This is a genomic window from Nostoc sp. (genome assembly GCF_036919595.1).
Taxonomy (GTDB): Bacteria; Cyanobacteriota; Cyanobacteriia; order Cyanobacteriales; family Nostocaceae; genus Nostoc.
The window spans coordinates 21992-40989 of the sequence record NZ_JBALCO010000106.1; the positions used below are offsets into that span (position 1 = coordinate 21992).

At 44.6% G+C, this 18998-nt stretch carries 18 protein-coding genes; 8 read left to right on the plus strand and 10 right to left on the minus strand.

Annotated elements, in window-relative coordinates; translation table 11 throughout:
• Positions 1–62 precede the first annotated feature (62 nt).
• The 5 genes from V7K21_RS16390 to V7K21_RS16410 all read left to right on the plus strand — a co-directional run bounded on the left by V7K21_RS16390 (position 63) and on the right by V7K21_RS16410 (position 8084).
• The gene (locus V7K21_RS16390; RefSeq protein ID WP_335175940.1) at positions 63–614 is read left to right on the plus strand and encodes a GNAT family N-acetyltransferase; all 552 of its coding nucleotides are present in this window, start codon (positions 63–65) and stop codon (positions 612–614) included.
• A 162-nt stretch (positions 615–776) separates the two neighbouring features.
• Positions 777–3500, plus strand: a complete 2724-nt coding sequence (locus tag V7K21_RS16395; RefSeq protein WP_335175942.1) for a CHAT domain-containing protein — start codon at positions 777–779, stop codon at positions 3498–3500.
• Positions 3501–3716: 216 nt separating this feature from the next.
• Positions 3717–4685 (plus strand): DUF1822 family protein, encoded by a 969-nt coding sequence (locus V7K21_RS16400; RefSeq protein ID WP_335175944.1) that lies wholly within the window; start codon positions 3717–3719, stop codon positions 4683–4685.
• Positions 4686–4869: 184 nt separating this feature from the next.
• A complete protein-coding gene (locus tag V7K21_RS16405) occupies positions 4870–7200 on the plus strand; it encodes a CHASE2 domain-containing protein (RefSeq protein ID WP_335175946.1) in 2331 nt (776 codons plus the stop codon).
• Positions 7201–7277: 77 nt separating this feature from the next.
• Positions 7278–8084, plus strand: coding sequence for a DUF928 domain-containing protein (locus V7K21_RS16410; protein WP_335175948.1), 807 nt, complete (start codon positions 7278–7280; stop codon positions 8082–8084).
• 66 nt (positions 8085–8150) lie between these two features.
• On the opposite strand, the gene V7K21_RS16415 is transcribed toward V7K21_RS16410, so the two are convergent.
• The 7 genes from V7K21_RS16415 to V7K21_RS16445 form a co-directional block, all read right to left on the minus strand.
• Entirely contained in the window at positions 8151–8282 is a 132-nt protein-coding gene (locus V7K21_RS16415) for a hypothetical protein (protein ID WP_335175950.1), read from the minus strand.
• Positions 8283–8505: 223 nt separating this feature from the next.
• Positions 8506–9657, minus strand: coding sequence for an AI-2E family transporter (locus tag V7K21_RS16420; protein ID WP_335175952.1), 1152 nt, complete (start codon positions 9655–9657; stop codon positions 8506–8508).
• A gap of 90 nt (positions 9658–9747) precedes the next feature.
• Positions 9748–9939, minus strand: coding sequence for a hypothetical protein (locus V7K21_RS16425; RefSeq protein WP_335175954.1), 192 nt, complete (start codon positions 9937–9939; stop codon positions 9748–9750).
• Positions 9940–10058: 119 nt separating this feature from the next.
• On the minus strand, positions 10059–10619 hold the full coding sequence (locus tag V7K21_RS16430; RefSeq protein WP_335175956.1) for a Uma2 family endonuclease: 561 nt from the start codon (positions 10617–10619) through the stop codon (positions 10059–10061).
• The gene (locus tag V7K21_RS16435) at positions 10616–10981 is read right to left on the minus strand and encodes a hypothetical protein (RefSeq protein ID WP_335175958.1); all 366 of its coding nucleotides are present in this window, start codon (positions 10979–10981) and stop codon (positions 10616–10618) included. Before V7K21_RS16435 ends, V7K21_RS16430 begins: the two co-directional genes overlap by 4 nt.
• Positions 10982–11057: 76 nt before the next feature.
• Positions 11058–12821 carry a WD40 repeat domain-containing protein gene (locus V7K21_RS16440; protein WP_335175960.1) on the minus strand — a complete coding sequence of 588 codons (1764 nt, stop codon included), beginning with the start codon at positions 12819–12821 and terminating at the stop codon, positions 11058–11060.
• Between the two features lie 411 nt (positions 12822–13232).
• On the minus strand, positions 13233–13628 hold the full coding sequence (locus tag V7K21_RS16445; protein WP_335175962.1) for a hypothetical protein: 396 nt from the start codon (positions 13626–13628) through the stop codon (positions 13233–13235).
• 214 nt (positions 13629–13842) lie between these two features.
• Here V7K21_RS16445 and V7K21_RS16450 point away from each other — a divergent pair, with 214 nt between their 5' ends.
• The 3 genes from V7K21_RS16450 to V7K21_RS16460 are packed head-to-tail and all read left to right on the plus strand — an operon-like array spanning position 13843 to position 14947.
• A complete protein-coding gene (locus tag V7K21_RS16450) occupies positions 13843–14100 on the plus strand; it encodes a hypothetical protein (RefSeq protein ID WP_335175964.1) in 258 nt (85 codons plus the stop codon).
• 35 nt (positions 14101–14135) lie between these two features.
• Complete coding sequence (locus V7K21_RS16455; protein ID WP_335175966.1) at positions 14136–14258, plus strand: hypothetical protein; 123 nt, start codon at positions 14136–14138, stop codon at positions 14256–14258.
• Positions 14259–14269: 11 nt separating this feature from the next.
• Positions 14270–14947, plus strand: coding sequence for an SDR family oxidoreductase (locus tag V7K21_RS16460; RefSeq protein ID WP_335175968.1), 678 nt, complete (start codon positions 14270–14272; stop codon positions 14945–14947).
• 35 nt (positions 14948–14982) lie between these two features.
• Here the strand turns inward: V7K21_RS16460 and V7K21_RS16465 are convergent, their stop codons facing one another.
• Genes V7K21_RS16465 through V7K21_RS16475 form a run of 3 tightly spaced genes read right to left on the minus strand, consistent with a single transcriptional unit; the run spans position 14983 to position 18799 of the window.
• Positions 14983–17097: a xanthine dehydrogenase family protein molybdopterin-binding subunit gene (locus tag V7K21_RS16465; RefSeq protein WP_335175970.1), complete on the minus strand. Its 2115-nt coding sequence runs from the start codon at positions 17095–17097 to the stop codon at positions 14983–14985.
• Positions 17094–18089 carry an FAD binding domain-containing protein gene (locus V7K21_RS16470; RefSeq protein ID WP_335175972.1) on the minus strand — a complete coding sequence of 332 codons (996 nt, stop codon included), beginning with the start codon at positions 18087–18089 and terminating at the stop codon, positions 17094–17096. Before V7K21_RS16470 ends, V7K21_RS16465 begins: the two co-directional genes overlap by 4 nt.
• The gene (locus tag V7K21_RS16475) at positions 18086–18799 is read right to left on the minus strand and encodes a 2Fe-2S iron-sulfur cluster-binding protein (RefSeq protein ID WP_335175974.1); all 714 of its coding nucleotides are present in this window, start codon (positions 18797–18799) and stop codon (positions 18086–18088) included. Before V7K21_RS16475 ends, V7K21_RS16470 begins: the two co-directional genes overlap by 4 nt.
• Positions 18800–18998 lie beyond the last annotated feature (199 nt).

The window sequence follows — 18998 nt, forward strand, 5'->3', positions numbered from 1 at the left end:
TAATGTTTGCAAAAAAAAAATACGCTTGTTTAAAGTAGTGTTTGGCCTCCTGCTCTGATATCATGCCTGAGATAGAAACTGCGAGACTGCTACTGAGACCATGTACTCCTCAAGAGCTGGATGAACTTGCTCCCATTTTGAGCAATCCAGCAGTTATGAGGTATTCACCCAGAGGGCCGATACCAAAAGATCAGGTCAAAGAAGTAACACAGGAAATATTAAAATTTTTTATTACACACTGGCAACAGCACGGTTTTGGTGTCTGGGCTGTAATGGAAAAAGCCACCGCCAAATTAATTGGTCATTGGGGGCTGAATTTTTTACCAAATAGCCCTGAAGTCGAAGTTCTCTATCGGTTAGACGAAGCTTACTGGAATCAAGGAATTGCCACCGAAGCCGCAAAGGTAAGTTTGAGGTATGGCTTTGAGGAAGCCAAGCTAGATCATATCGTCGCCATCACTGCACCAGAAAATATAGCTTCGCGTCGTGTGATGGAGAAATGCGGCTTGAAATACCAGAGAAATGCTCAGTTTTATAACTTAGATGTAGTGTATTATACTCTGGCTCGTTCAGAATGGCGATCGGATGATTCTCTTTACATTTTGCAAATTTAAATTGGGGTAATTATGCCGCCAGTAAAACCTCATCCAACCCACGAAAAATAAGATTGTGGAAGGGTCAGGGATAAGTAATGGATGTCAATGGTAACATTACCCTGGTAGCCCAAACACCTACAGTTAATCCTGTGCGTTCTTGGTTATCACTTATCTTTTGTCATGCTTATGACTAAACCAACTACGATTTTTGGCGCGAATTCTGTAAAAGTTAAAAGGCAAAAGCAGCCAGGGTGTTGGCAGAAAACCACGCTAGCTCACTTTTTACGTTTGCCTTTGCACTTCCTAATAGCTTTGCTATGCATCCTTAGTTCACCCGTACTGGCAAAAGTTCCTGGCTCAATTAATTCCTCATCCCAACTACCAATTAATAGTCTTATATCGTTGGCTGTGGCCGCTGACCCCGCCTCACTATTAGAGCAGGGCCAAATTTTATATAAGGCTGGAAACTTTGCCAAGGCGGTAGAAGTGTTACAACAGGCTGTCCAAGCATCTAAGCAGCAAAATAACAGCCTCAGCCTGGCAGTAACACTAAGTAATCTTTCCCTAGCTTACCAGCAACTGGGTGCATGGAGTCAGGCACAGCAGGCAATTACAGAGAGCTTAAATTTGCTAAAACAACAGGATGAAAACCAAAATCTGCAAAAAATATTTGCCCAATCACTAGATATTCAAGGTCGTCTCCAACTAACAATGGGACAGGTCGAGGAGGCTTTAGAAACTTGGCGGCAGACGGAAAAAATTTACAGGCAAGCAGATGATCAAAGCGGTGTGGTGCGATCGCTAATCAATCAAGCACAGGCGTTGCGAAGCCAAGGACTTTACCCTCGGGCTGTGAAAACACTCGAAGAGATAAGTCAGACGTTAAAGTCTCAACCAGACTCTAGAGAAAAGACAGTGAGTTTGCGATCGCTCGGTGATGCCCTTTTGGTAGTGGGGAATTTGAAAGACTCATACCAGGCGCTAGAAGAAAGTCTGATGATTGCTCAACATCTGCAATCAAGCACTGATATTGCGGCAAGTCTGTTCAGTTTGGGGAATCATGCCCGTAAAAAACAAGACAATATACAGGCGATCGCCTATTATCAACAAACAGTTGCTGCATCTCCTTCACCTCTGACAAAAGTGCAAGCGCAACTCAATCACCTGAGCCTACTCATTGAAGATCAACGATGGGCAGAAGTTCACACTCTCTCACCATTGATTGAGTCCCAACTCGATCAACTCCCCCTCAGCCGTGCTAGTATTTACGCTCAAATTAATTATTCACAAAGTATCTTAAAAATCAAGAGTGGTGTGTTACCAATATCTAGTCAGAATTACTACTCTGAATTCAGCATAAAAGACTCAATAGTATTACTCACCAGGGCCATCCAGCAATCCCGTAGTTTAGGGGACAAGCGGGCAGAAGCCTATGCTCTGAAAAGTTTAGGCGGTTTGTACGAAGAAACCGGACAGTGGTCAAAGGCGCAAGACCTGACCCTGCAAGGATTAGCTTTGGCACAGAGCAGCAATGCACCAGAAATTATCTATACCTTGGAGTGGCAGTTAGGTAGATTGCTTCGGGCACAAAAAGATATTAATGGTGCGATTAGGGCATATGATCTTGCTGTGGAAACTCTTGAGTCTCTCCGCAGAGATTTAATAGTTAGTAATGTAGTGAATCAGGATGTGCAATTCACCTTCCGGGACAGCGTAGAACCCGTCTACCGAGAGTCAGTAGAGTTACTACTGAAATCCCAAAAAGAAAAATCAGATGAAAAAATATTGGAGAAAGCACGAGAGCGGATTGAAGCACTCCAACTAGCAGAATTGGACAACTTCTTCCAGGAAGCTTGCCTGCAAGGTCAGAGAGTAGCCCTTGATCAAGTGGTAGAAAAAGAAAATGCCAGAGCCGCCATCCTCTATCCAATTATTCTTCAAAAAGAACTCCAGGTAATTGTCAAAATTCCCAAACAACCCCTGCAAAGCTACACTACTCAGATTTCCCGCCCAGAAGTAGAGAAACTCTTAGTAGAACTGCAAAAAAATCTTGTTGATCCCACCGCTACCAAAGCCGTCCAAACCCACTCGCACCAAGTTTATAACTGGCTACTCAAACCGATTGAGTTAGAATTGCAAAAAAGTCGGGTAGATACCCTAGTGTTCGTCTTAGATGGCCCGTTACGCAATTTACCAATGGCAGCTCTCTATGATGGCAAGAAATACTTAGTAGAGAAATATGCAATTGCTCTGAGCGTCGGTCTGCAACTCCTCAGCCCTAAACCACTGGTAAAACAGCAACTAAAAGCGCTAACCGCAGGACTGACTAAGCCGCCACCAGGTTTTTCCAACTTTGCACCGTTGCTTGCGATCGAATCTGAATTCGACGGGATTAGCAAAGCCGGAATCTCGACAACTAGCCTACTAGATAAAGATTTTAAGAAAAAGAATTTAGAGAGTAAAATTGGTGCTGCTCCATTCAACATAGTGCATTTAGCAACCCACGGTCAGTTTAGTTCCCGCCTTGAAGACACTTTTATTTTGGATTTTGATGGTGAGATCAATGTCAAGGATTTTGATACTCTCTTCAGCAGTCAGGGTAAAACCATAGTAGAACTATTAGTTTTGAGTGCTTGCCAAACAGCAACAGGAGACAAGCGTGCAGCACTGGGTCTTGCAGGAGCAGCTGTCCGAGCTGGGGCACGCAGCACCATAGCCTCGCTGTGGCAGATTGATGATGAATCGACAGCAATGTTTGTTAGTGCCTTCTATCAAAAACTCAACAGTGGCAAAATCACCAAAGCTAAAGCTGTCCAACTTGCCCAGTTACAACTGGTGAACCATCCCAACTACAGAGCGCCAAGCTTTTGGTCTGCCTATGTGTTGATTGGCAATTGGTTGTGATTTGGGGATTGGGGACTGGGAACAAAGAAAATTAGAGACTCATTCATCTCTTTAAGAACTTCCTTCGTTCATCTCTTTGAGAACTCCCTTCATCCACCTCAGAACCTCAAACCTCTCAATCCCCAATTTTCCAATAATCATTCTCTATTTTGTGGCATAAATTTAGTGAATGCGGATGATATGTATATAGCAGCATTGATCCCTAAAGATTGACTTATGAATAACTCCACCTATCAGCTAGACGACTTCTCTTTAACATTACCGATTTCCCAATCAGCTCGCATAACTGCCCAGCAATTTGCTAACCAGCAGCCAAATCCTGAAAAAGCAGAACAAGTTCGGCTGAATACGCTGGCTGTGTGGGTGGTGAATGACTACTTGGAAATGATGGATATTCCTACTGACCTGCAAGCTAGTGACAGCTGGAATTCCATCATGCGCCTCTGTGGGAATATAGCTGACTTAGAGGTGCCCTCAGTTGGTCGTCTAGAGTGTCGCCCTGTGCAGGAACACCAGCAGATATGTTCCATCCCTCCAGAAACCTGGGAAGAACGGGTAGGTTATTTAGCAGTTCAAGTTGATGAATCGCTCCAAGAAGCGAGGCTGCTTGGTTTTATGCCTAGTGTCGCAACTGAAACACTGCTTTTAGAACAATTGCAACCATTGGAAGCGTTTATCGACCACCTGAGTCAACTGCGCCAATCCCCAGTTAGTTTACTGGTGAATTTAAATCAGTGGTTTGCTGGTATATTTGAGACAGGTTGGCAGACTATTGAATCCCTGTGGAACGTGCCGGAACTCAGACCAGCTTATGCCTTTCGCAGTACTGAAACTTTGGAACTAAATACCCTTAACGAACCAGAATCAATTACTAAACGGGCAAAACTGATTGATTTGGGTATCCAAATTCTCAACCAACCCGTCATGTTAATTGTGGAAATCAGCCTAGAAGAAAATCAACAAACCAGTATTCGTCTCCAATTGCACGCCACTGGGAATCAAATCTATTTGCCCTCAGGAGTTAATCTCACCGTTCTAGATAGTTCGGGAGCAGTATTTCTAAATGCTCAATCGAGAAAATTAGACAATTATATTCAGTTGCAGTTTCGCGGGGAACCTACAGAGCAATTTAGCGTTAAGGTAGCTATCAATGATATTAGCATTACCGAATATTTTCGGATTTGAAACATATAGCTATCTTCCTTCTTTGTTGGTAATTTATTAAGTGGTAATTGGTTCATTAAAAATTAAAGGTGAAAAATTCAAGCCGACTTTTGGAGATTTTTAAAAAGGTCTGTAAAAGATTGTGGAGCTTGTTATGAAACATTAGAACAGGGCATGATTTTGCACAGGGAGATTAGTGACAGTCATGGGTAAGTTAGTGGTTCTGAAATTCGGAGAGGGTAGTTTTGAGCAGGGGTTTGCTGTAACTCTCCAAATTGGTGAAGAACACGAGCGTGCTGCAACAGAAATCACGGGGAGGCTACCTTCATTCCCTGAAATGCCGCTCTATTACAGTCATTGGCAGTCTTGTTATCGGCAGATAGGCAATCGTTATCGCCTCCATGCTGACCAAATGCAGGTGACGAATGTATCGATGATTCAAGACTGCGAAAACACTTCCCATATTTTGCGGGCACGTTTTAATACCTGGCTGCGAGCAGAGGAGTTTCGCCCTTTGAGGGAAAAATGGTTAGAAAGATTGTCGTCCACGGAAGAAGTGCGGGTGATTCTGCAAACAGAAAATAGGCAATTGCAACTATTACCCTGGCATCTGTGGGATTTGTTAGAACGCTACCCCAAGGCTGAAATCGCCCTTTCTTCACCATCCTATGATCGCATTCATAAGCCACGCACTCCAAATAAATTAGTCAACATTTTAGCAATTGTGGGCAATAGTCAAGGGATTGACACCCAGGCTGATCTAGCTTTACTGCAACAGTGTGCTAATGCAGACGTCAGCTTTCTGGTAGAACCACAACGTAAGGAATTGACTGACCATCTCTGGGGAAAAAACTGGGATATTCTCTTCTTTGCTGGGCACAGTTCCAGTAATAAAAATGGAGAAAGCGGACGAATTTACCTGAATAAAACTGATAGCCTTACCATTGGCGAGTTAAAGTACGCTCTTAGGAAAGCCATTGAAAACGGTTTGCAACTAGCTATATTCAACTCCTGTGATGGATTGGGATTGGCGCGAGAATTAGCTGATTTGCAAATTCCTCAAATGATCGTTATGCGCGAACCGGTTCCAGACCAGGTTGCTAAGGAGTTTTTACAGTATTTTCTCAAAGGCTTTGCCAATGGGAAGTCTTTATATCAAGCGGTACGCCAAGGGCGGGAACGATTGCAAGGACTTGAGGATCGATTTCCCTGTGCAACTTGGCTACCAATGATTTGCCAAAATCCAGCCCAGATACCACCCACTTGGGATGAATTAAGGTCTACAAAAACTGAAGATATACCGAATTTAGCTTTATCTCACAAACGCAGATTTACGATAACCTTGTTATCGAGTTTGGCGATTACAGCCTTGGTTTGTGGAGTGAGATGGCTAGGATTGGTGGAAAGTACCGAGATGCAAGCCTTTGACCAAATGATGCGATCGCGCCCTGCAGAAGGACTAGATTCGCGCCTGCTAGTAATCACAATTGATGATGACGATATAGCAACTCAAAGACAAAATGGCGAGTCCTTGATCGGCGCTTCCATTTCCGAAAAATCTCTCAACAAACTCCTGGAAAAACTGAATCAATACCAACCCCGCGTGATCGGCTTGGATATCATCCGTGATTTTCCCGCTAAAGACAAAGATTTAATTACTCGTCTCCAAAAAACTCAGAATTTGATTGGCGCATGTAAGGGGAGCGATGGCACAGTAAATATCCCAGGCATTAAGCCGCCACCAGAAATCCCCACAACAAATCTGGGATTCAGTGACTTTATTAATGATAATGATGAAGTTATCCGTCGGCATCTCCTGTTCATGAACCCAGAGCCGACATCGTTGTGTCCTGCTCGTTATGCATTCAGTGTAGAACTGGCCTCTCTCTATCTACAACCCTTAGGAATTGAACGAAAGATCACTCAAGGGAATTTGCAGCTGGGTAAAACTATTTTTCTAAATCTGAAATCTCGTACTGGTGGCTATCAAAATATTGATGCTAATGGCGGTCAAATCTTGCTCAACTACCGTTCCTCAAAAGAGATAGCCCAACAGATAAAGCTAACCAAATTTTTATCTTCTAATCCGATTGACCCCAGTGTTATCAAAGACAAGATTGTTTTGATTGGTGTGGTGGCAAAGGGCGATTCTCCAGACGCCTGGGCTACACCCTATGGCGCTGCTTTAAAGAAAATGCCAGGAGTGTTGGTACAAGCGCATATGGTCAGCCAGCTCCTCAGTGCTGTCCAGGATGGGCGGCCGTTGCTGCGGGTTTGGTCACTGTGGGTTGAGGTGGTCTGGATTTGGGGCTGGTCTTTGGTGGGGGGAGTCCTGGCTTGGCGAAGGCTTTCGTTCCCTTGGTTGGCATTGGCAATCAGTATTACCTCTAGTATTCTGTATATAATTTGCTTTAATCTGTTAATTTCGGGTGCTTGGGTGCCGTTTATACCTTCGGCTTTGTCGTTGGTAGCTACGGTTGCTTTGATGTCAATTTATAATTCAAAAACAAAAGTTCGGGTGACGAATAGGGAATAGGAAAAGATTTTTTGATTAAATTTTTGGATAATCAGCAGATAAATCTACAAGGTTTACATACTTAAGGTAAGGTTTTTATGAAGTCAAATTCACAACTGATAAAACTGTTTGTAGTAGCTTTTAGCTGCACCAGTTTACTAGTTAGCCTGACTCCAGTCCTTGCAAAACCAACTCTTAGTTCTTCACTTAGCGATCGTAATGCTAAAACGACCCTTGCCCAAGCCACAACCTTTAATCAACCTCCACTTCCACCTGGCCCCCCTCCTGGAGGTCGCGTTCGTGGTGGAGCGAAGCGTGGGGAATCGGCATGTCCACTTACTAAACCCAACCTGACTGCTTTAGTGCCCTTTACTGAGTCAGCTAAAGTGATCAATGTCTGGGGACAGACAACCCTAGAACGGCCAAGTTGGTTATTCTATGTGCCTTATACCAAAAATTCTCCCTATGAAGTTGAATTTGTGCTGCAAGATCAGGACTCTAACGATATTTACCGCCCACTGATCGCTCTACCAGATAAACCAGGAGTCATCCGCGTTTCTCTACCTTCCACTGCTCCTGCGTTAGCACTAAACAAACAATATCGCTGGTTTTTCACCATTAACTGTAACAAGCAAACGATTTCCCCTCCGACTTTCGTCGAAGGAGTGATTGTCCGAGTCGAACTAAATCCAACCGTAGTCAAAAAGCTACAAACACCAGAACTTCTAAAGCAGTATGCTATCTATGCTGAAAACGGGATATGGTACGACGCACTGACGATACTGGCTCAACTGCGTCAGAAAAATCCTAAAGATGCAGCACTGCAAGCAGAGTGGCGGCATTTGTTAGATCAGATCCATTTAGATGATATTGCAGCAGAACCGATTCTCTTAGAGCAACCTTAAACTAAGAAACACAAGAAATACTAGGGTGTACACACAAGTCCTAAAAACCTAGTTTTTTAGGGTGTGTTATTCCTGAGGGTACGGCACTATCCCAGATTTTCGGTTTACCCCAAGAGTAGGAAAGCGATCGCTAATTAGTGTTATTCCTGAAGATACTGCACCATCACAGATTTTCGGTGCGTTAGGACTAATGTCCATAATGCACCCTACGAGATCCAAGCCAATATGTAAGGAAGGTTTTCCGACTTATATGTACACGGTAGCCATTAGGGGAGGGACTGCTGTTGAGAGGTGAGGTAGGAATCACAAGTAATTTACCGGACATGATATCAAACGCGCAGAAACAAGATCCCCGACTTCTTAGAAAAATCGGGGATCTAAAGGTTGCAATTCTCACAAATCAAATCGGATTGCTATATAACTAATCTTCTTTTTGCAAGATATCATGATCAATCGGTCGCTCCTTTTTAATATCAGGACTTTCTGATGTCCAATAATCATCTACTTCAGGAGATTCAGAAACCATCACAAACTCAGTCTCTTTTCTATGGTTATTTCCCCATTGATCCAAAACATCTTTAATTAATACCTCTTGCACCCAAATTTTAGCGACGACAGTTAGAGGTAGTGCTAGAAATAATCCTAAAAAGCCAAAGAAAGTCACGAAAAATAACTGGGAAATTAAAGTTACAGCAGGTAGCAATGAAACTTGATGCGCCATGACAATCGGCGTGATAAAATTACTTTCAATCTGTTGAATAAAAAAGTAGAGAATCAAGACAGCAAGTGCTTTCCAGGGTTCATCCAACAGAGCGATCGCCATTGCTGGTACTACACTCAGCGTTGGACCGAGGTTGGGAATTAAGTTCAAAAATCCTGCCAAAACCCCTAAAGCAAGTGCTGCTTTTACAGCCAAAATAGATAAGCCAATTACACTCATCAACCCGACTACACCCATAGCAATGAGAGCGCCTATTACCCATCCCCCCAAGGAGACTTCGCATTGATCTAAAATCCCTTCGACTCGTCGCCGATAAAATGAGGGGAAAAGCCGCACAAAGACTTTACGGTAAGCCACAGGATTGGCTAATGTCATTCCTGTTAAAACTAGCACTAGTAAAACCTTGAGGACAATTTCCAACGAGCCAGATACAAAGGCGAAGGAGTTTCCTAATACCCGATTGGCGATAGGCTGTGCTTGTTGGATCAGGCTGTTTAAATCTGGGATGTAAGGAATCAATTCAGTAGGAATGCGGCTTCTCAGACCGTCAAGCCAACTATTAAAGCGTCCAAATCCTTGGGGAACCCGATAGGTTAGTTCTTGAAACTGCTGGGCAAAAGGTGGCACAATTAGCCAGAAAAAACCCACGATTCCGGCAAAAAAGATAGCTACTGAGAGAACGACAGCGAATCCACGCTTCATACCTGAGCGTTGGAAGCGTTTCGCTAGCCGATTTAAGGTGGTGGCTAACACAACTGCGGCAAACACGAGCAAAAGTACTTCCCGAATTTGCCACAGGATGTATAAAGAAAGAACAATGGCGATTAAGCCGATCCATTGACCGAGTTTCACAGGCTGACTTCCAACGGTTGGCGAGATGCAATTTTGTTGTAATTCAGCTAGGTTAGCTGATTTTAGTCACTTGTACGTAAATGGTTTGAGTTAATTTTGTTTCTGTGCTTGGAATCGCCACAGTAGCGCGATCGCCATAATCACAATTGGCAACAATACTATAATCAGCGCGTTGGTTGCTGTCGGCAAAATTGATAGACTTGGCCCTGCATATTTAATTAACAACGATAACAAGGCCGAGAGTAAAAGCAGTTTCAGAACAAATCCTAGTTGATTTTCCATAAAAGCACGGCAGACAAATTTTTATGGTACATACGAATTTGCGCTGTACCGTCCAGTTTCTACAATAAACCTACAGATACAATCCTTTGCAACTTTCTCTAGGAAATGCGTTCGCTTTTTTATGTCAAACTCAACCAGCCAAAAACTTGTTCCACGGTTAGTTCCAACGGAATACCTTCAAGGATGGGTAATTTATCAGCAGCTTCGTATAATTCCACTCGCTGTCCAGGAAATACTGCCAAAATAGTTTCATCCTCTGGGTCTAGCAACCAGCCGAGGTCAGTACCATTGCGTGAACAATGCAATAATTTACTCAATACTTTTTTTAACCTTTGATCTGGGGAAAGAATCTCAATTGCCCAGTCGGGATGAATTTCAAAGCGATTGGCAATTCTGCCAGTTGAAGTTTTAGGAATTCTATCCCAGCGAAACAGAGACACATCAGGGACGATAGAAGCGCCGCCGAAGGTACAGCGCAGTTCTGTGATAGCTACAGCAATTTTTTGATTTCTTGCTACGCCGTTAATCACTTCAGATAGAATTGTCTGGATCAGACCATGTTCACCTTGAGGCATAGGTTTTTGAATGATTTCCCTGTTAATAAAGTCTGATGCTGGTTCAGTTTCCGGCAGTTTGAGGAAGTCGTCCAAAGTTAGTTGAGGTTGACTGGCAATAGTCATAGTGAGTGAAATAGAGGGGATGATTTAATTATGTGCGTTAGCGATCGCCTACTCTTAAAGCTTGCTACGTCTCGCACTGACTTTTCACAGCATCTGAAAAAGCCCACGAAAAACCTAACCCCCTTCTCGCGTCGGGAAGGGGGAAAGTTCAAAGTCTCGTTAACGGAGTTCAAAGGTGGATGAATCCAGTTCAAAGACTCGTTAACGAGTATTAAAGGTGGATGAATCCAGTTCAAAGACTCGTTAACGGAGTTCAGAGGTGGATGAATCCAGTTCAAAGACTCATTAACGAGTATTAAAGGTGGATGAATCCAGTTCAAAGACTCGTTAACGGAGTTCAAAGGTGGATGAATCCAGTTCAAAGACTCGTTAACGAGTATTAAAGGTGGATGAACAGAGTTTTATTAACAAACGCGATTAATCGCGTCTGTCTTAACTTCAATTCCGTTGCCAAATTTTAATAGTCTTATCCAAACTCCCGCTAACTAACATCTCCCCGGAAGCTGTGAAAGCTAATGCTGTGACTATATTTCCATGACCTGTAAACGTACCCAGCAATTCCCCGGTTTGTAGATGCCACAATTTGATAGTTTTATCAGCACTACCGCTAGCGATAATTTGACCATCGGGACTTAAAGCGATCGCATATACTCTATCTCTATGTCCTTTAAGAGTATGAAGTAATTCCACAGTCTCCAAATGCCAAATTTTAATCGTTTGATCCCAGCTACCACTGACGAGTATTTTACCATCTGTACTAATCGCCAAGGAACGAACGATGTGAGAGTGACCCATGAGGGTATGCAGTGGTTGTGCGTCCTTTAAACTTTTTATCCCCGTCTTGGGTAAGGTGCGCCAAACTTTGATTTTGCGATAGCTACCTGTCACCAGAGTTTCCCCATCCCGACTTAAAACCAGGGAATGAGCAGCTGTATCATCTAAAGAGAGGGCGATCGCAACCTGACGTTGCATCAAATCCCAAAACAGAATTTTCCGATCATCTCCGCCTGTAGCTAACATTCTGCCATCTGGGGTGAAGGCAGCACACCGCACTACCCCATTATGTTTGTGCAAAATATCTATCAAGTCTAAAGCGCCGACGTGCCAAAGCTTAATTGTGGAATCTGCACCGCAACTCACTAAAGTCTGCCCATCTGAACTAAAAGCCAGAGAATTCACTTCATCCACTAGCCCAGATATCACCCAAGGATACTCTGATAATGTATCTATTAATTCACCCTTGCTTAAATCCCAGAGCTTCGTCTCTCCCCGACTACCACTTGCCAATATCGGTAAGGCTTTGCCATTATTACACGCTGAACTGAAAGCTAGACAATTAATCCCTCTGTTGTGCCCTTGCAAAGTCTGCCAACATTCCCAGTCACCGACTATACCCTTAAGGCAATGCTCTGATGGTAGAGTTTGTATTGTCTCTGCGATCGCTTTCTGATTAATTACTGGTGACGTGTCTTTTTTAGCAATAAGTGATTCTAAATACCAACTCAACCCCCCCGCATACAACAAATTACTCGGATTGATATCCAGTTTTGGTTCAGTAAGTTCAAGGATATTTGTAGGTAAAAAACCTGTTATTATACTTTGCTTCTCGTAACCTAATTTACCTATAGATGGATAAAACAAACACAGAAAAATTAATCCTTGGTGACTTCTTAAATCTTCTTGAGTAACTGACCACTTAATTTTGTCTTTCTTAATACCATTAAAACTTTCTCCATCAGCAACATAAACTTGAATACTTAACTGAGGATCATCTTTTAGGACATAAGGAAATTTACTTTCGCCACACAAATTTCCCTCATCATCTAAAATCATGTTTTGCAAGGTATCTTGTGATACCTTTTTTAATAACTTCCCCAAGCGTTCAGTTATCACCCTGTCAACGATTTGCTCCCGCAAAAAATAATCTTCCGCTTGTCGTTGGAAGTATTTGGGAAAAGGTATCGTCCAGTCGGGAGGTTCAGGATATTCAGGCGGCGTCGGTGGCGGATTTTTGGCGAGAACTTCTGCTTGTTGGCGAGAAAGTTCTTGGAGTTTTGCCAAAGGCTCACCCCGAAATCCGATTATTTCAGTGTGAGAACCTTTAACTTGACTTTCCAGCAAAGATAAGTCATAAGTTTTAGGTTTTTTCACACGTTGAAGGAAGTCAGTTTGTTGAGCTTTGAGTAAGCTAATCCAATCCATCTGCATTCCTGTGGCAAACTATTGCATACCTAAGGTAAGCTATACCAATGCAATTACTCAAGTTTATAACCTTAGTTAATTAAAAATTCAGTAATGTTAGCAGTCTAATAAAACACAGCCATTGGCAGATGTTTGCGGGAAAGAGATAGATGGATAGCACTTAGACATTTCATTAACTGATGCAACTGAAGTATATAAAATTAGTTGATGTCAGTTAATTCTAACGGAGATGGAGAACGAGATACTGTTTCCCTAGAAACAGTTCTAGCTGCAAAAAAAATTTAATCTGAGAGGGATTTCAAAGGTTGCAGTAACGCTAAGTCAATAAATATTTACATAAAAATAACCTAGTAGCGCTGATTCTAGGGGAGATCATCTGAAATAAGTATAAATGGTGAAGATTGGTTAATTTTAACCTTTGCGTTTTGGTTGTCTGGGTCTAGTACTTACATTAGAGGAGTCGCCAAAAGCATCCTTTGCCTCGATCTGTTTAATTTTCATTTGCAAGTTTAAGTCATCACTGCTAACAATTGTTTCTAAATTCGCTAATCTTTGCTCTAACAGTTCTATTTGCTGTTGTTGCAAATAATTAGTTTTAGATTTTTGCTCATCAGAACGCCAAACAGCAACTGTACCAACAGCTGCGCCACCAATAGCAACTAAAGGAAGAATAGCACCGCTTCTGGTAACTGCTGACAGTGGGACACAAACTCCCAGAATGGCGACTGTAATTACCCAAATTCTTGTGGTGGCTGATAATCTGACATCTTGATATTGTTCTAGATTAGGTTGATATTTTTTAGCCATAAGTAAATCCCTTGAAAAGTTATTTGCTAGATTGGCACAATTGTTTACTAAAATACTTCCTACAATTGGGTTAAGTATAATTATTGTACTAATATTTTTAATTACCAATAGGTAAACAGAATTCAACGTTAGGACTTACGCAAAAAACCTCTCAAATCATTCCTCCGTGTTGCGCCAGTTGCTTCTCCCTACAGCCCTTCCCTAACGGGACGCCTTGCGGCGAACGGGCATCCTACGGCAGGCGCTAGCCTCTCCCAATGTGATTCGGGGAGACGCGCAAGGGACAAGTCGGGGAACCGCAGACGCTCGCTCGATGACTCGCTACCGCTTCGCTATCGCCCTTGGCGTCTCCCCTTGGGAGAAGGGCGCACTGGCTTCTCTGTGTCTCTGTGGTTCGTTCTTTCATAACCCGTGCGTAAGTCCTGAACATAAAATCCCAATCAGCGAACAGTTAGACCCTCTCTCGACTTAGAAGCTACTCAACCCCAAGAAAACTTGCATTTGCTGATGAGCGAAATTATTAGTCTATTTATTGACAGTTATGTTCGCCATCAACCAGAAGCATCTCAGTTGCTTGAGCAATTATTAAATACTGCCAATCCTCTGATAAAATCCTTTGAGCGTAAGTAGTTAGGCTGATTATGACAAGTGCATCTTATATTTTTCTGGCTGGAGCAAGTCGTGGAGTTGGTCGAGAAATTGCCCAATCCCTCACAGGACAACAGCTAAAGGTCAAAGCACTCCTGAGAACATCAGCAGTTGCTGCTCAACTAGAAGGAATCGGTATTGAGGTAGTTCAGGGAGATGCCTTGAATGTTGGCGATGTAGAACGCGCCATGCTGACAGATGAATCTATTGACACTGTTATCAGTACAATTGGCGGTTTACCATCAGATGTAGAAAGGCCAGATTACCCTGGTAATAGAAATCTGATCGATGCAGCAGTTAAAGCTAGGGTGCAAAAGTTTATTCTTGTATCTTCCATTGGTGCTGGCAATAGTGTTGTTGCTGCGTCACCCCAAGTTTTAGAGGTACTGGGAAAAGTTTTAGCTGAGAAAGACAAAGCTGAACAACACTTAATTGCCAGTGGACTCACTTATACAATCATCCGTCCTGGTGGACTAAAGTCAGAACCAGCAACGGGTAATGGCGTTTTGACAGAAGATCCGCAGATTATTGGTAGCATCAATCGTGCAGATGTCGCGCAGTTAGTTGGTCGCTGTTTAAATAGCCAACGTGCCAATAATAAAATTTTGTCAGCGGTAGACCGAAATATGCTGTTTGGGCAAAAAGAATTTGCAGAATTTAGTTTGGCTTAGTGCCCCTGGAACTTCTTTTCAATGCCCAATGCCTTTTAGATCAACTTGTCAGGTGTAATGGGTAAATCACGGATGCGCTTACCTGTGGCATGGTAAACTGCATTGGCGATCGCAGCTGAAACACCTGTGATCCCAATTTCACCTACACCTCGTACACCTGCTGGGTTGAAGTTGAAGTCAGGTTCGCCGACGAAGGCCACCTGAATGCGAGGAATATCTGCATGGGCTGGGAAGTGATAGGTAGCAAGGTCATAAACCACGGGGTAGCCGATGTTTGGATCGACTTGGCAATCCTCCATTAAGGCTTGCCCAATACCCATGATCACGCCACCACGGACTTGACTGGCTACTGTTTTAGAGTTGATGATTCGCCCGATATCCATCACTGACACCCAACGCGTCACCCGCAAACGTCCGATTTCTTCATCCACGCTGACTTCGCAAAAATGTGCGCCCCAAGATTGAAATGCCCATTTCTTGGTTTCATCGCCAGGAGCAGAGGATGCTGTGACTTCAATTGCTACTTGGCCGGACTGACTCAGATTTGCAAACGCCTCCTGTGCGGTCTTAACATTAGCAGTTTTCAGAACTTGCTCACAAGCTGATATGACCGCCGGAACCAGAGATGCTGTCATCATGGAACCACCCGCCATGCCTCCATCTGGTAGTAAGGAGTCGCCTAACTCTACGTATATCTGTTCGACGGGTAGCCCCAATGCATCTGCTGCTGTGGCTGCAACAACGGTATATGTGCCAGTGCCCATGTCATTCCCGGCGGTGAGAACATGGGCAGTACCATCTGGTAGCAGCCGTACCTTGACTGATGCTTTCCCCCGCCTGCCAGGGTAGGTTGCTGCCGCCATCCCCCAACCAAGGAGTTTACCATCGGATGTTAAAGAACGGGGCTGTTTTGGTCTGTCTTTCCAGCCAAATTGCTCCGCACCCAAGAGCAAACAGTCAGCAAAATGTTTGGCTGAGAATGGCTGACCTTCGCGTTGGTGTCCTTTAGTTTCATTTTTCAGGCGCAGTTCTACCGGGTCAATCTTTAGCATCCAGGCCAGCTCGTCCATTGCCGACTCCATCGCCCACATTCCAGGATTCTCTCCTGGCCCGCGCATGAATGTTGGTGTACCGATGTTCAGCACCGCTAGTTCCTGCTTCAGTTGCAAATTCGGCGCTGTGTACATAACTGGCGTGACCGCGGTACAGGGTTCTGTAAACATATCCACTGGTGAGGTACAGGATTTAACCTCATGGGCGATCGCAGTTAAACTACCATCAGCAGTTGCTCCCAAGCGCATAGTTTGCTCGGTTTCGGAGCGGTGTCCGGCGTTCGCTGTCATTTGCCGTCGGCTGAGGACGACTCTGAGAGGACGCTGAAGTTCACGGGCAGCCGCAGCACACAGAATACCGTGGGGCCAGGGAAAGGCTTTAGAGCCGAAACCTCCACCCAGGAATGGTGTGACGACACGAACCTGTTCAGTTGGCACTCCAAATAGTTCTGCATAGGTGCGCTGGCTTCCCAACACCCACTGGGACGCTTCGTAAACAGTAAGTGAGTTTGCATCTTCCCAGTGGGCAATGATCGCATGGGGTTCCATCGGCGCGTGCAGTTCCGTGGAAGTCTTGTAGGTGGCTGTAAGTTTCGTTGTTGCATTTGCCACCCCTGCCGCAAAATTCCCCTTTTCAAACTTTAGCTCTTGACCCATCTGTGGTGGTGCCTCCTTGAAGGTGGCTTTCGCAGCTTCCACGACTGGCTTTTGGCTTGTGTATTCTACCTTGAGCAAATGCGCCGCATCACGCGCCCGCTCGAAGGTATCTGCTACTACCAAACCGATAATTTGTCCTGCGTAGTGAATTTTGCCATCTGACAACGGCAGACGAGCCTCGTAGATTTTCGAGGTCATAAAGTCGTTGGCTGGCGTAAACACTTTCGGCGAGTTTTTATGCGTGAAAACATCTATGACACCTACTGCCTTTTCTGCCGCCCTGGTGTCGATGCTTTTAATTTGCCCATTGGCAATGCTGGCGGTGACAAGATAACCGTGAACCAGACCTGGAATTTCATGTTCTGCGGCGTAGGTTGCCGTGCCCGTAACCTTTGCCCGTCCATCCTTGCGGTTGACGGCAGTCCCAATTACTTTGTTCATACTACGCCTCCTCCTTTGGCTGATACCGCAAGTGCGCGACGAATTGCCCGCTTTGCCAAGTCAACTTTGAAACTGTTATGAGTTAATGGTTTCGCTTTTTGAAGTGCAATTTCTGCCGCCTGTTGAAACGTTGCAGTATTGGCACTCTTGCCGAGCAAAAACTTTTCTGCTTCCTTTGAGCGCCAAGGTTTATGGGCTACGCCACCCATTGCCAAGCGTACATTCTGAATCTGCTCACCCGCTAAGTCAATCGCAGCTGCGACGGAGACTAACGCAAAGGCATAGGAAGTGCGATCGCGTAACTTTAGGTAAACCCCTGATCTGGCAAACGGCACTGGCGGAACAATCACAGAGGTAATCAACTCACCTGGCTCTAAGTTTGTATCTCGCTGGGGTGTGTTCCCTGGTAGTCGGTGAAAGTCTGTCAATGGTATCTGCCGCTTACCCTTAGGACCTTCCACAACAACAACAGCATCCAGAGCCGCAAGAGGGACACACATATCCGAGGGTTGAACTGCCACGCATTGGTCACTGGCCCCAAGGATGGCGTGCATCCGGTTGATGCCCGTTGCTGCCGGACAGCCGCTTCCCGGTTGCCGTTTGTTGCAAGGGAAGGCTGTATCGTAGTAGTAGGGACAGCGAGTGCGTTGCAGTAGGTTGCCTCCTACGGTTGCCATATTGCGAATTTGCTGAGACGCACCAGAAAGAATCGCCCGGGACAGGATTGGATAATCGCGGCGAACATCAGGATGGTCTGCCACTGCTGTGTTAGTTACCAGCGCTCCAATGCTCAGACCACCTTCACTTGTGCGTTCAATGCGTTTCATCTCTAATCGAGAGATGTCGATAAGTTGCGATGGCTCATCTAGGAAGACTTTGAGACGGTCAACCAAATTCGTACCGCCTGCAATCAATATCGCATTTTGGTCATTTGTTGCCCGTTGAACTGCATCTTTCACAGAGGTAGCACGGGTGTAAGCGAAGTTGTTCATCTGAGCATCTTTTGGGGTTCATTGACCATCACAGCTGCGGCAGCAGAGGGCGGTTTTTGTCCCGTTACCTGCTGGACTGCTGCCACAATGCCGTTGTAAGCGCTACATCGACAGAGATTACCACTTAGTCGCTCCTTGATTTCAGCTTCAGAGAGTTCAGCCAACTGTGGGGGACTAGCCAAATCTGGTGTGACAACGCTGGCACAGCCGCGTTTGACTTCATCAAGTAAGGCAACAGAAGCACAAATCTGTCCTGGGGTACAATAGCCGCATTGGAAGCCATCGTTATCAATGAATGCTGCCTGCACTGGATGAAGAGTATCGCCCTTTGCCAGCCCTTCAATGGTGACGATCGCCTTGTCTTCCTGCATCACTGCCAGAGCCAGGCAGGAATAAACTCGCTCACCATCGATCAGAACAGTACAGGCCCCACACTGCCCATGATCACACCCCTTTTTGCTGCCCACTAGCCCCAAGCGATCGCGCAGGGCATCTAAGAGTGTGACACGCGGCTCAAGGTCGAGGGTTTGCTGGTCACCGTTAACAGTAAGTTTCACGTTTATCTCACCTGGGTTACTTTGGCTAGCTTCCTTTGCTATAGTTGCCTGATTAAGTAATGAGGGAGGGGTTATAGCTGTTCCGGCAGCAGTCAGTGCCTGTCCCAAAAAACCGCCTTGGGATGTTTTTTCCACCCCTTTTTTGTGTTCCATAATTCGTACTTCTAGATTGAATAATTCGGTAATTTTGAGAACTTAGGGATATGCATAGCTATTTAGTATTGTGTACATAATTTAAGGTCGAGTGCAGGTGAAGAGTCTGGGGAAATAAGGAAAAAATTAAACAAAGTACGCTTCTCCAAATAGCCGACTCATCTTCTCAGCCGTGGATTTAGGATGATATTGCTGTTTG